Annotated in this window: 10 protein-coding genes; 2 read left to right on the top strand and 8 right to left on the bottom strand. The window is 43.6% G+C overall.

The genetic code is table 11. The features are described from left to right. The first annotated feature begins 1 nt into the window (after nucleotide 1). Complete coding sequence (locus ACEN9X_RS26495) at nucleotides 2–505, top strand: hypothetical protein (protein ID WP_413667997.1); 504 nt, start codon at nucleotides 2–4, stop codon at nucleotides 503–505. 91 nt (nucleotides 506–596) lie between these two features. On the opposite strand, the gene ACEN9X_RS26490 is transcribed toward ACEN9X_RS26495, so the two are convergent. From ACEN9X_RS26490 to ACEN9X_RS26460, 7 genes are all read right to left on the bottom strand, one after another. After that, complete coding sequence (locus ACEN9X_RS26490) at nucleotides 597–1133, bottom strand: RNA polymerase sigma factor (protein WP_413667996.1); 537 nt, start codon at nucleotides 1131–1133, stop codon at nucleotides 597–599. An 82-nt stretch (nucleotides 1134–1215) separates the two neighbouring features. After that, on the bottom strand, nucleotides 1216–2022 hold the full coding sequence (locus tag ACEN9X_RS26485; RefSeq protein WP_413667995.1) for a DUF4350 domain-containing protein: 807 nt from the start codon (nucleotides 2020–2022) through the stop codon (nucleotides 1216–1218). A gap of 221 nt (nucleotides 2023–2243) precedes the next feature. After that, on the bottom strand, nucleotides 2244–3776 hold the full coding sequence (locus ACEN9X_RS26480; protein ID WP_413667994.1) for a RagB/SusD family nutrient uptake outer membrane protein: 1533 nt from the start codon (nucleotides 3774–3776) through the stop codon (nucleotides 2244–2246). 21 nt (nucleotides 3777–3797) lie between these two features. Then, on the bottom strand, nucleotides 3798–7211 hold the full coding sequence (locus tag ACEN9X_RS26475) for a SusC/RagA family TonB-linked outer membrane protein (protein WP_413667993.1): 3414 nt from the start codon (nucleotides 7209–7211) through the stop codon (nucleotides 3798–3800). Nucleotides 7212–7493: 282 nt separating this feature from the next. After that, nucleotides 7494–8684 carry a FecR family protein gene (locus tag ACEN9X_RS26470; RefSeq protein WP_413667992.1) on the bottom strand — a complete coding sequence of 397 codons (1191 nt, stop codon included), beginning with the start codon at nucleotides 8682–8684 and terminating at the stop codon, nucleotides 7494–7496. A gap of 125 nt (nucleotides 8685–8809) precedes the next feature. Beyond that, a complete protein-coding gene (locus ACEN9X_RS26465) occupies nucleotides 8810–9508 on the bottom strand; it encodes a LytR/AlgR family response regulator transcription factor (RefSeq protein ID WP_413667991.1) in 699 nt (232 codons plus the stop codon). Next, nucleotides 9505–10593 (bottom strand): sensor histidine kinase, encoded by a 1089-nt coding sequence (locus ACEN9X_RS26460; RefSeq protein WP_413667990.1) that lies wholly within the window; start codon nucleotides 10591–10593, stop codon nucleotides 9505–9507. The genes ACEN9X_RS26465 and ACEN9X_RS26460 overlap by 4 nt, the downstream gene beginning before the upstream one ends. Before the next feature lie 186 nt (nucleotides 10594–10779). Here ACEN9X_RS26460 and ACEN9X_RS26455 point away from each other — a divergent pair, with 186 nt between their 5' ends. Next, complete coding sequence (locus ACEN9X_RS26455) at nucleotides 10780–13209, top strand: outer membrane beta-barrel protein (RefSeq protein ID WP_413667989.1); 2430 nt, start codon at nucleotides 10780–10782, stop codon at nucleotides 13207–13209. A gap of 163 nt (nucleotides 13210–13372) precedes the next feature. Here ACEN9X_RS26455 and ACEN9X_RS26450 read toward each other — a convergent pair whose 3' ends face one another. After that, nucleotides 13373–13933: an RNA polymerase sigma-70 factor gene (locus ACEN9X_RS26450; protein WP_413667988.1), complete on the bottom strand. Its 561-nt coding sequence runs from the start codon at nucleotides 13931–13933 to the stop codon at nucleotides 13373–13375. Nucleotides 13934–14121: the final 188 nt, after the last annotated feature.

The following is a 14121-nucleotide window of genomic DNA, read 5'->3' as shown; positions in this document are numbered from 1 at the left end:
CATGTTTAAACACCTTACCACTATTGTTTTATTATTGTTCATTTTCAAGATTGGCTTCGCCCAGCAGCAGCCAGCCTATCCAAGGGTAACGGGGTATTTCAGTATCCTCAACCCAATCGGCACCTGGACGAAGGATGGCTTTAAGAGTAATTTTCGTGATGTCTACACGGTTGGCTTTCCCTTCGGGATGAATATTCTTAAAAGTGATCGGTTTGGTATAAGCTTTGAAGTTGCTCCTGCAATCCGCACAGAAAGAAATATTTCAAAGGTTAATACAGTTTTATTCCATCCCGGTGCTATGTTTCGTTTTAAGCATGGTTTTACTTTTATTGGGCGCATGGCATTTGAAACAAATGGCCGCTTCGGTGTAACACCGGTTTTTAACCAGGTTATTAAGAAAGGTAAGGATGCCAGTTTTTTTGTTTCGGTTCCTATTCCGGTAAGATTTGGCAATGACTTGCCTGCTTCCATCAGTACAGGGCTGCAGTTAGGCATTTCATTTTAAAGAACCCATTTAAATAAACAAATTATCTTCCTGGGTAAAAAAGCTATCAGGATTTTGAACATAATGGTACTCCTATATTTTCAACCCGCCTTCAAAACATCCCCAGCTTCGTCCGTAATATCTTCAATGCGTTTGAGAGCTGGTTCTTAACTGTTCGGGGAGTGATATTCAGGGTTTCCGAAATTTCATTAACGGATAAGTTTTGCTGCCTTGATAAAATAAAAACCTCCTGCATTTTTTTGGGTAGTTCCCTAATCTCTCCTTCTATTGTTACCGAAAGCTCTTTTGCAATTAAACTATCTTCCTGTGTGTACTGATCATCATCTTCCAGGTATAACAGGTTATCCATACCTCTTTTTCTTACTGAGTCCTTTTTGTGGAAATTGATGATACTATTTTTTAAACTTCTGAATAGATATGAGCCATTATATCTGTCCGGCTGTAAGCTGTACCGGCAATTCCATAAATTAATAAAAACAGTTTGCACAAGGTCCTTCGCATCATCAGATGAGCCTGTTGAACGATAAGCTGTGTGATATAAAGGCCGCCAATTCCGTTTGTAAAACTCATCAAAGGCGTTTATGTCCCCGGCTTTTATTAATGTGATTAATTCAACTTCTGAAAGCATTACTTTAAACTAATTGACTTAAATTATCATCGGTATATAAATAGCTTTTGCCTGAACAACAGGCATTAATTGCCGTATCTTATTATTTAATTTTTGCAGGAATTTTGGATAACAGCCATTTGGTTACGTCATCGGCGGCCTTATCATTATCAAAACCCATTACTGCAGGCAGCCGCCCGTTGGTATACTCATTATACAACCAGGGGTCGCCAACAGCCATTACTGTACCTGTTCCGTATTTGGCTGTGCCGATAATTACCCGTGTACTATCGGTTAACAGCGGGGTTGCCGGAGATGATAATTTAAGCGTGGCGATATCCTTGAGATAAATCTTTTTTGCGGTTTTAAATACAGGATCATTTGCAGAAACTGTTATAGCGCCCATTTCAAACTGGGTACCAATTACATGTTTGTATAAATCATCATTAAAATGAATCCCGAATTTTTCGGCCAGTTTATTAAGGTGAGGTAGCTCAGCGTTTGCACTATCATTTGCCATCAATACCAGTACCCCTCCGCGCTTAACCCAATCGGTAATAGCTTTAATATGCCTGGTTTCAATATAGTTGGGGTTGGCTGTTTCTTTTTTAGTATCGGGATCGACTATAATGTAGATATCCGTCGCGCTTAAACTTTGAACAGTTGGCTCTGTTTCAAGGCTTTTAAGACTGGCGCCATTCTTTTTAAATACTTCTCCCCATATAGAATAACCACTGCTCCTTTGGTCTTCCCAGGTATAATGGTATCGTTCTAAAGCACCGGCTGAGTTTTTACGGTATTCGTTGTTAAAAAAATAGTCTAAAGTAACCGTCTTACTCTGCGCCATTATCGCAGGTGCTGCCAGTAAGTTAAATACCAGTAGTATGATGTAACTTTTAATCTTTCTCATATTAAATTGCATCGGCTTTGTATATCGTAATCATTAATATTATCCGTATTAAAATGGGCCGGGACACTAACCGGCAAGCATCGCCACCTACCCCCCGGGTTATCAGGTTTGTTTACTGCCACATTAGCGGCAGTAAACAAACCTGACGAACACCTCATCAAAGAGAGTGCTATGCGTGTAGCCACTCTCACGTTTAATAATTTTCATTGTCTCCGGTTTGATTAATAGCCCGGCGTTTGTGTAAATGCAGTGTTGCCCACTGCTTTGGCAATATCAATCTCTGTTTGCGGAATCGGCCAAATGGTATCCCGAAGCGGGAATGTTCGCTGCGCAGCATTTGGGTCTTTAATGGTTGGTATAATTACCCTGTCTAATGCCCATCTTTTTAAATCAAAATACCTTTGCCCTTCCAGCGCCAGCTCAATCCGCCGTTCGTGACGGATCCGTGTACGCATATCATTCTGTAAAAGTCCGGCGGGTATTGGCGGCATATTCACCCCGGGGCGGGTACGAACCGCATTAATTGCAGCATACACACTGGCATCGGGGCCTGCAACTTCATTTTGCGCCTCGGCATACATCAGTAAAACATCTGCGTAGCGTAAATAAACCCAGTCCTGGTCGCTTTGGGTACCGATAACTGTCGCCCGGGTGGAGTCAACTCCTTTCTTGTTCAGAAATCCGGCTGAAGCGCCAATAGCTGCAGGAACAAATGGGATTCCGCCCTTATATAAAACGCCTGGAGTTAATATGGTAGCTAATAACCTCGGGTCGCGGTTGGCGTATGGTGTTGCCGAATTATATAACGGCGATGTGCTGATAGGCTGCCCATCGGTACACTCATAATCATTAACCAGGTAACTTAAAGGCTGAAAGCTTGAGCTGTAGGTATATAAATAATCTGCCGGGCTAAAAGCTGTAGGCACCTGGTAACGCCCCGAGAACATGATCTCGGGGTTGCTGTTTTGTCCCGGCTTTAAAAATAAATTCCTGTACCCACCTGTATAAATACGAAACTTACCATCTGTTATAATAGTATTGGCGGTAGTGGCTGCCAACTGATATTGATGCCTGGCCAAATACACTTTAACCATATAACCCATAGCAGTGCCTTTAACAGCGTGGCCGGTATAAGCGGTATTGGGCAGGTTATTAGCAGCAAAAGTGAGATCGTTTAAAATGGTGTCAATTACTACTGATTTTGGGGTTCTCCCCATTTGGGCATTTACCGGGTTAATGGTGATTTGGTGAAGTGATAATACAACATCCCCATATAATTGCGTAAGCATAAAATACCAATAAGCCCTTACAAACCTTACTTCAGCCAAATATTGGTTTAATGTAGCCGGTGGCAGGTTGATCTTACGTACGTTATCTAAAAAAGTATTACATGCCTGAATAGCCCTGTATGCAGTTGAATAGGCATCTGTTTGCAGACCGCCAACAGTTGGGGTTATTGCACCTTGCGCAATATTTGAGTATGCGCCGCTATACGCATTATCGCTAAGGCTATCCCAATAAGGTGTACCTGCCCCAAAGCCTTGCCCGGTATTACCTGATGCGGTATAATTAAAACCCTGGATAAAAAAGCTATAGATCCCGGCCAAAGCAAGATCAGCGTCGTTTTGTGTTTTCCAATATACTGAACTGGCCATATCCGCCGGTGGGTTTTGATCTAAAAGGTCCTTTTTACAACTACTAACCATTAAAACGGCAGTCAAAAAAAGCATCAAATATTTTATCGTTGTTTTCATGATCGTTTCAAATAATAAATGTTAAAATGTAGCTCTTACACCAAAAGAGTAAACCTGATTTTGCGGGTGGGTAACATACCTTGTGTTGGAAACTATCCGTTCGGGATCAAGACCGGGGAACTTGGTGAACGTAACAAGGTTATCGCCTGCAAAATAAATCCGCAATCCCGACATAAACAGGTGTTTAACAAAATTCTTAGGTAAATTATAGCCAAGCTGAACGTTTTTTAACCTTAAAAAGGAAGCGTCTTTTAAATAATAGGTAGATGCCGTGTTGGCGTTGCTGCTGATGTTTCCCTGGCCCAAAACATATACCATAGGCATGGTTGTACTTGGGTTTGATGGTGTCCAGGCATTTAACCACTCTTTGGGCGGAGGCGATCCCTGGTTAAACGGCTGTATGCCCCAGCCATTAACGTATAATTTTTGCCCGTATGATCCATAAAAAAACACCGTGAGGTCAAAATTATTCCAGTTGACACCAGTGTTGAAAGCATAATTAAATTTAGGATAGGCACCAGGTACTATTACCCTGTCACTGTCATCAACCTTTCCATCGCCATTCGTATCCGCATATTTCATGTAACCTGGCTGAGGGTTATACTGCTGTGTTGGTGAGGCTGCAATTTCTGCCGCCGACTGAAAGATGCCCACGTATTTGAGCATGTAAAAGCTGCCATAGGGTTGCCCTTCCTGGTTAATGGTATTGGTACCGGTGCTGATGGCCGGAGCACCGTAAGAAACTAAAGTATTTTTATTGGCCTGAATATTTCCGCCGAATGAAAAGCCCACGTTTCCAAAGCGGTCGTTGTATTCAAATGAGGCTTCAATACCGGTATTTTTCATTTTACCATAGTTTATAACCGGCGCGTTCAAACCAAAATAAAGCGGGGTAAGCGTGGTGGCCGTTTCAAGAATGCCCGATGTTAATTTATCATACCAATCGAATGAAAAGCTGAGTTTATTATTCAACACTGTAACATCTGTACCAATATCAAATACCCGGGTGGTTTCCCATTTAATATTAGGATTGGTTAGTGAATTATTAATAACGCCGCTTGTTACTGTAGTGCCAACAAACGGATAAGCGTAGCTTGTTTTGTTATTATAGTAGCTTTTGAAGTTATAAGTTTCCTGGTAAGGATAGTTACCAATATTTTGGTTGCCTAAGTTACCCAGCGACGCCCTTACCTTTAAATTATTTAACCAACTTACATTTTGCAGAAATTTTTCTTTGGTAGCTGCCCAACCTAATGATACTGATGGAAAGAACGCCCACCTGTTGTTTGCCGGAAAACGTGACGAAGCATCATACCTGGCATTGGCCTCCAGCAGGTATTTCTCCTGGTAGTCGTAATTTAAACGGCCGTAGTATGAATGCAGTGAGTAAATATTACTTGTTCCGTTGGTTAGTTGTGAAGCTATCGGCCCGGCATCAATTTCCTGTAAAGTATTGGATGCAAAGGGCAAATTGCGCAACCCTTCCAGGTTTTGTGATTTATTATATTCAACCTGTGTACCGGCTAACAACTTAAAGTTATGCTCATTATTGATTGACCGTGAATATGTAAACTGCGTATAGGCAACCGGGTAAAATGAATTGTTATCGGTTACATCAATGCCCTGTCCGTTTACATCCAGGGTGCGTTCGGGTGCATCGCCGGGTTTTGCAAACCAGTTATACTGATTAATTACGGGCTTAAAATCAATGGTTTTATTATAATCAAAGTTAAAACCACCGTTGGTTCGCCATTCCAGCCCTTTTAAAAGATGGATGTTTAAATAAAAGCTGCTTTGTAAATAATAGTCGTTTTGCTTATTGATGGCATTTTGGGCAATTGCAATTGGGTTTTTATTGGGTGTTTGAACACTCGGGAACACCGAATTGGTATACCTTCCGCTGCCATCGGGCAATATGGGGCCATACATCGGTTGTTGAGACAACGCCGATAAAAACTGATCCTGGCTTCCCCTTGAGGTATAACCTCTTTCACTGCTGTTTAAAGTAACACTTGCGCCAAATGCTGCCCATTTATTTAGCTTTGAGTTGAGATTTAATTGAATATTGTATTTTTTATAATAGTAACCCAGCATAACATCCGGCTGATCAACGTAACCTAAACCTACATTATAGGTAGTTCCGTTACTGCCACCGGTTATCCCCAAATGATGTGTTTGCACATTAACCGTATTGAATATGGCATCTAACCAGTTATAATCCGGATATAATTTATGATCCGTAGCATTGGTATAAAGTGCTATCTGCGCATCGCTATATTTATTGGGATAATTTGAATTGGTTGCGGCCTGGTTCCAGAGGGTCATGTACTGGGCCGAATTATATATAAGATTTTTGGGCAGTGAAGTAGCCCTGGTGATGCCAAGGTTATAATCATAAGAGAGCTGCATCTTACCCTCTTTGCCTTGCTTGGTAGTTATCAATATAACGCCGTTTGCAGCGCGGGTACCGTATATAGATGCAGAAGCCGCATCTTTTAATACTGTTACCGATTCGATATTCTGCGGATCAAGGGCCGTAATGCTTCCGGGTAAACCGTCAACAATGATGAACGGCGAATTGCCCGCGCTGCTGAAAGTGCCGGTGCCCCTTATGCGAAGCGACGTTCCTTCATTACCGGCCTCACCAGAGCCTTGTACAACCGACAAACCCGGCAATTTTCCCTGCAGTAATTGAGTTGGGTCTGTAGCTACCCTTTTATTTAACTCTGATCCTGTTACAGTAACAACGGCGCCTGTTAAATCAACTTTCTTTTGCGTTCCATAACCTACAACTATTACTTCGCTAAGCCTGTTAGAAGCTTCTTTCATAGTGATGTTGATGGCCCTTTTATCACCTACTACCACTTCCTGGGTTTCAAAACTCACGTAGGAGAATACTAACACCGCTTGCTCATCCGGTACTTTTATGGTATACTCTCCCTGTGCCCCGGTTATGCTCCCCAATGTAGCCCCTTTCACTTTTACATTAACGCCGGGTAAAGGCTGCCCTTTTTCATCAACTACTTTACCGCGGATCTCAATGCTTGCCGTTGCTTCTGCCTTTATCTCCTCTTCCTTTTTTTTTACGATGATAGTCCCCTGGATTATGGTATAAGTAATTGGCTTATCCCTGAAGCATACGTTTAACGCCTCTTCTACCGTGGCATTCTCCAGGTTAATATTTACCTTGCCCATCAGGGCTATTTCGGGCTTCACATTTACCAGCATAACGTGGTACCCGCTTTGTTTTTCAATATATTTCAGCACCTGTTTAACAGATACATTTTTTTCATGGAGGGTAACAGTTTGACTAAAGCTTTTGGCGCTTACACTGGTAAAAACAGTAATCATGATGATGGCAATCAGTTTCATAACCAATAAAACTTTAGTTATAGCAGGCCACACGCCCGCTACAGACTTAGAAATGAATTTCATACTTTTGTACGGTTTGGGTTAGACGTTGAATTTCAATTATGCTTTCCAGGGCTAATTGGTTTACCCAGATACTACCGGGCGGTGTTACGAGCACTTCCCGGTTATTATCTTCGTTTTTCGTAAAATCGCATTATAAGCATCTGCTGCTATAAATACGGGCGGAGTAAATTCCCTTTAGGGAGAGATAAGTATTTGTTTTCTCATCATTTTTAATTTAAGTGAATAACTGGTTGTTATATATATATTCAGCGGGTTAATCTTCTCACACATTAACCCCTGTCATTATTTTGCTACAATTACCGTTTTACCTTTGATGGTAAAGTTTAATCCGGCGTATTTTAATATATTGGTAAATCCGTAAAAATCAACTTTGCGCGATAGCTGGCCCGAAAACTGAAGCTCTGGCACCTTTCCCTCATAAACCACCTCAATATCATACCACCGCGAAACCTGTTGCAAAACATCTTTAATATTAGCCTTATTGAACATGAACAATCCGTTTTTCCAGGCTACCTCTTCATCAACGTCAATGTCGCTGGTTATTTTTTGCTGGCCACCGTTATCAATTATTGCCTGCTGCCCCGGCTTAATCTCATTTATCATAGCCGATGACCGTACCCTAACAGCCCCTTCCAAAAGCGTGGTCTTGCAAAGGTCTTCATCGTTATAAGCTTTCACATTAAAATGAGTTCCTAATACCTGAACCTCAGCTTTATCGGTTTTAACAATGAAAGGCATCCTGGCGTTTTTAGCCACTTCAAAATATGCCTCACCTGTTAAATAAACTTTACGTTCGCTGCCCGAAAAGGAAGTTGGGTAACGTAATGAGGATGCGGAATTCATCCAGATCTTTGATCCATCGGCTAATACCAGTTGATATTCGCCCCCGCGTGGAATTACAATAGTATTATATATTACCTCCCGTCCGGCGCTTGCATTTCCGGTATGTTTATAAGCCAATATTTCATTTTTGTTAGATACTGCAGTTCCATCATCTTCATTGATAGATACCTGTGTGTGATTTTTAAGCGCCACCTTTTGGCCGTTGCCTAAAATCAGTATAGCGTTATTACTTCCCGGGCGGATTTGATTTTGAGCGATAGACTTACTATCATAATTTTTCATCCTGCTTGTGTTGTCACGATATAGTAAAACGGAAACGCTTAATACCAATATCACAATAGCAGCATATTTCAATAACGATAAATAATTAAAACGTTTTGCCGGCCCCAGCTCTGCTTCAGGTAACTTCCCCAGCAACTCATTCCACGCTTTATCATTATCAATTTTGTTCCAAAAGCTTAGTTTATTTTCGAGGGAACCAGCATCCGTCAGCTTTTCAAATTGTACCCGGTTTTCAGTGCTTTCATTAATCCAGCCTTTTAACCACAGATCTTCCTCCGGTGATATATCACCTTTTAAAAGTTTGCCGATTAGCTCAGCTACATAAAATTCACGCTCGTTTTTTTCCATTTAATACTATACAAACAACTAAAGGAAGCCAACGGGTGACAGCAGCGTGATATTTTTTTATTTTTTTGATCTGTGTGAGGATTCACAGATAGTCTGCAAGTATTTACTGCATCTGTTTTTACTGTTCAACACCCCTTCAAAAGTTTCATCACCGTAGCCTTGTAGCTTTCGCCGATGGGCAGTTCGGTTTTACCAATTTCCACATCATTTGCGGTAAAGGCCGTTACTTTTTGGGGGTTGACAATGAATGAACGGTGGATGCGGAGGAAGCCTTTAGGTGTTAGTTCGGTTTCCAGGTCACTGATCCGGTATTTCGCCTGGAGGGTTTCGCCTGTGGTGACGATCTTGACATAGTCTTTCAGGCTTTCGATGTACAGGATGTTATCGGTCTGTAACCTGATATTTTTACTCCCGGATTTGATACAGATCGAATCCGGTAAGATTTCAGATGCTGACGAAGGCAGTTCATGGGTGCGCAGATAGCGCTCCACGGCTTTAAAGAAACGCTCGAAGGTAATAGGCTTGAGCAGGTAATCAACGATGTCGAGATCATAGCCTTCCAGGGCATATTCGCGATAAGCGGTGGTAAGAATGACTTTGGGCGGATGGTGGAGTGTTTTCAGGAAATCGATACCGCTGATGGCAGGCATGCGGATATCCAGGAAAAGGAGATCGATAGTGGTGTTTTTCAGTACTTCAACCGCTTTCAGTGCGTTCGGGCAGGTGGTTGCGACTTCTAGGAAATCCAGTTGCCTGATATGGTTTTGCAGCAACGAAATCGCCAGTGGTTCGTCGTCCACTAATAAACACCTGATCTTTTTCATGCGTATTGCTGGTTTAATGGAATATCCAGGGTTACCATAAATTGTTTTTCCTCCGGTGTTACCACTAACCGGTACTCGTCTCCATAGATCAGGTCCAGTTGCCGTCGCAGGTTACTCAGCCCGATCCGTTCACCCTTTAGCTGCTTTTCGGCGGCGCCTGCGATGGAGTTGGTGATATTGAATTGAAGTGCATCGCGGTTAACTAACAGCCGGATATGGATGGTAGGTGCACCTGCATCGTGGCCAGCGCCGTGTTTAAAAGCGTTCTCCACCAGGGATAGCAGGATCAGTGGCGCAATGTAAACTTCGTTTTCGATATGCGTGTGAAAGTCGATGGTCAGGCGTTCATCGTAACGCAGTTTTTCCAGGCCGATATAATTGTTGATGAGTTCGATCTCGGCGGACAGCGGCACCAGCGGATTGTTGCAGCGGTACAGGATATGATCCAAGATATCGGCCAGCCGCGCAATGGATACCGGGGCTACAGGTGAACCGGTTAAAGAAAGTGAATAGATATTATTCAGCGTGTTGAACAAAAAATGCGGGTGAAGCTGGGTCTTCAGCAGCTTGAGTTCGGCTTCGGTTCTTCCTTTTTCCAGTTCAAGGGCATGTTGTTTCACTTCGATCTGGTCTTTGAATAGTTTAAAGCAAACGAACACAAAGGCACCGGCCATGATCTGGAAAAAATAGACGTAGATCAGTTTGGGGATATCGGTGAGAATTTCTTTATACGTTTCAAAGGCTTTTGGAGGGACGCCCGCCAGCGGCTCACAGACTTTGACAATGATGATTCGGCCAAGTGCACTGGTGAGATAACTGATGCCAATGAAGGCGAGGACAGACCAGACATATTTTTTTCGCTCAAACAGTTTGGGGATGATCACATAGGCTACCGTATAAGCGGCGATCATATATGTCAGCTCATACAAAAAATCTGACAGGAACTCAAAGCCATAACTACCTTTTGCCCCGTCGCTGTACTTGCTGGAGCTCACGTCCACAAGCAATACCGCCGTCCAGTAAGCCACGTGGCTCGGCCAGCGGTGCTTGCGGTGAAACTCAAGGAGGCGGTCCAGCAAATTCATATACAAGTATAACGATCTGAACACCGTTCCAGTTGTATCGTCGACAAAAAGGCAAAAGCGCCCCCTGAACCGGCGTTTTTTGCGCACAGACCGGATTGAAAGGTCGTATGGGCCTATCTGTCACCGGACTCAGACGGTCTGCCGTCATTTTGATTTTCGGATGCCAGTGTAGTTTATTATTGACAAATGAAATCTGCATTCCGTTACTTCCTCCTTTTTTCAGGTATGGTTTATGCGAACCTATGCTATGCGCAAGGGTACATGAGCGGCCGCGTTACCGATGACAAGGGCTTGCCTTTGCCGGGCGTGGTCGTGCGTTTGCAAAAGCTGCCGGATACGGCGCTGCTGCAAGCGGCGGCCACCGACACCTCCGGGAGATTCGTTTTTAAAAAAGTTGCTCCGGGAAACTACCGGCTGCAAACCTTGATGATAGGTTATCAAACCACTGTACGGATGGGACTGGTCATGGGTTCGGCGGATACTTTGGAAGTTGGCAAGATCGCTTTGACACCAGTTGCCACGCAGCTAAAGGAAGTTGCGATCCGCTCAACCATGCCTTTGATCGACCGGCAGCTGGATAAAACCGTCGTGAATATCGAACAGAATATTACCAATACCGGTACAAACGCGCTGGAACTACTGAAAAAGCTGCCGGGTGTGACGGTGGGCCCGGAGGGGCAGATCTCTCTCAACGGGAAATCGGGGGTGAATGTCATTTTGGATGGCAAGACCACTTTTTTATCAGCTGATGACCTGGCAAGCCTGCTGACTAATACGCCCTCTTCAGACATTTCCAGGATAGAACTGATGACCAACCCTTCAGCTAAGTATGATGCACAGGGCACCGGTGGTATCATCAATATCATCCGCAAAAAAAGCCACCAAAACGGGCTGAACGGCAGTTTTACTACAAGCGCGGGACAAGGCTTTTACGGCCGAAATAGTAGTAGCCTGGCGCTGGCTTATCAAACAGGCAAATACAATGTGTACCTGAATAACAGCTATGGCTATAACAAGGGTTATAACCTGAACCAGGTGACGACCGACGTGCTGAATCGTAACGCACTGGCTTCGGAACAGATGTCTGTTAATACGGGTGTTACAATGAACCGCACGTGCAATACATCGGGCGGGCTGGATCTGTTTTTGTCTAAACAAACAACCCTGAGCCTGACGGGCAGCGTGTCGGCACGCCGCTATTATAATCTCCTGACTTCGGGGATGACGCTCGCGGACAGCAACCGGAACAAAACTGGCAGCGAAAACTTTTCCGCGCTCAACCGGGATCAGCCGCTGAATTACACGGCAGGGCTGCAATTATTACACAAACTGGACACGGCAGGCAGGCAGTGGTCCGCTGATGTGAATTATGCCAGTTACCGTTACCAGCCAGGTCAGTATAATACGGCACTAAACTTTGACGCAGCCGGTAATTACGCAAGCCAGGACAATGTGTTTATCGATGAATCGCGGACGCTGAGGGTGTTTGGTGCAAGGGTGGATTATGTCCGGCCGCTAAGCGGCGGCGGCAAGCTGGAGGCCGGGCTGAAATCCAGCTATGTCAAAACTGTTAATAACAGCATCTATTACAACCAGTTGAACGGGCAAAATATTCCTGACCCCTCGCAAAGCGATGATGATATCAACACTGAAAACATCAACGCGGCTTATATCAACTTTAATCGCCAATATCAAAAGCTAACCGTGCAGGCGGGTTTGCGTGCTGAGCAAACCGTGCTGAAAGGGCAGCAAGTGCTGACCGGTGAATCAGTCGATCAAAATTACATTGGCCTGTTTCCAACCCTGTTTTTGAGTGATCAGTTAAACGACCAGCAGACTTTGAATTTTCAGTTTGGGCGCAGGACAGACCGCCCCGATTATCACGAATATGTGCCTTTCCGAAGAGCGCTTTCCCCCACAATCTATTTCCAGGGTAATCCCAACTTGCTGCCTGCCTTCAACTGGCATACGGAATTCACCTGGTCGTGGAAGCATACATTGGCAATCACCGCGGCTTATGATATCAACCGCAATTATATGCGCACGCTGTATTATCTCGATGCTAATCAAACGACGATCACCCGGATGCCGACCAACATACAGGGCGCACATTCCTGGAACTTAGACGTCAGTTATACAAAAGAATTGACGAAATGGTTAACTACCAACACCAGTGCGACGATCTATCAGAATTACTTTAACGGCAGTACCTTTCAAGGTTATAGCCTGAACGATCCGGGTATGGCGACCATTGACCTGGTTTCTAATAATACCTTCCGCTGCAATGAAGGTTTATCGCTGGAAGCCGATTTTGAATATGAATCCAAACGCCAGTTTGTGGGCTCGATTTTCGGGGCCTATGCAACGGTAGACGCGGCAGTGCGGCAAAAGCTGTTTCATGGCAAGGGATCGCTCACGCTCAACGCGATCAATGCGCTGAATACAGACCGGCGCCGCTCGACGGACCGATACCTGAACCTTTACCAGCATGGTTCTTCGCATATTTACTCGCAGGCGCTCATCGCTACCCTGACCTACCGTTTCGGCATAGGCAAGACCCGGAAGACCCAGCAACGGTCGGGGTCAGAGGAAGAACAAAAAAGAGCCGGTAATTAAACAACGTGAACCGTTGCATTGGTCAAGTTCAAATCCTGTCACGCAGTTGCCCAGTAACCATTAAAATATTTATGGTTATGGGTTAATGATTATCTGTAAACAATCACAATTTGCAGCCTTTCGGAACCGAAATCTTATTAAAAAAAGAAAGAAGTTAACGCTATTACAGAACTTTATGCATCAGCAATACCAAGGCTGTTGGAGAATGCTTCAATATTTCACGAAGGATGCGCAGGCTGCGCACTTTTTGTGTTTTAACTGTATTGATGGAAACATTTAAGTAATCGGCAGTCTCCTGATTACTAAGTCCCTCAAAATAACTAAGGTAAATAACCTTACGATAGCTTTGCGGCAACTGCTGTACGGCCTGCTGAACTTCATCCAACACTTCGGCCTCTATAAGCCGATAAATTATGTTTGATTCATCTGTGCTTTCAGCCTGATAGCTCTCAAATTTTTCAACCACCTTTTGATGCTTATAGGTATTAAGACAACTGTTTTTGGTGGTTAAGTATAAAAAAGCTTTTATTGATGTTAAACTATCGAAACTTAAGCGGCGCTCCCATAACTTTACAAACGCATCCTGAACAAGATCCTCCGCAGCATCTTCACTAACAATCCCCGCGGCAAAAAAGCACACCCGCTTATAAAACATATTAAAAATATGATTAAAAGCTTCCTTGTCCCCATTTTGAAATGCCACCATTGAAATTGCTTCAGGCATAAACATCAAACTTTAAGTTTACTAAAATTAAACAACAACAAACAACACAACCCGCCCAACTTAGTGTATTGGATACACATTAAACCCTGCCTTTTTTGCGTTTAAGCAACAATAAACAAACGGAGTTTAAACATGGCGGCAATGTTATTTGTTTTATTAATACCCTTATCAATGTTAAAAATCAACAA

The sequence above is a fragment of the Mucilaginibacter sp. Mucisp86 genome (assembly GCF_047324315.1).
Lineage (GTDB): Bacteria > Bacteroidota > Bacteroidia > Sphingobacteriales > Sphingobacteriaceae > Mucilaginibacter.
The sequence above is the reverse complement of the archived record's forward strand: the minus strand, read 5'-3'. Positions and strand labels throughout refer to the sequence as shown.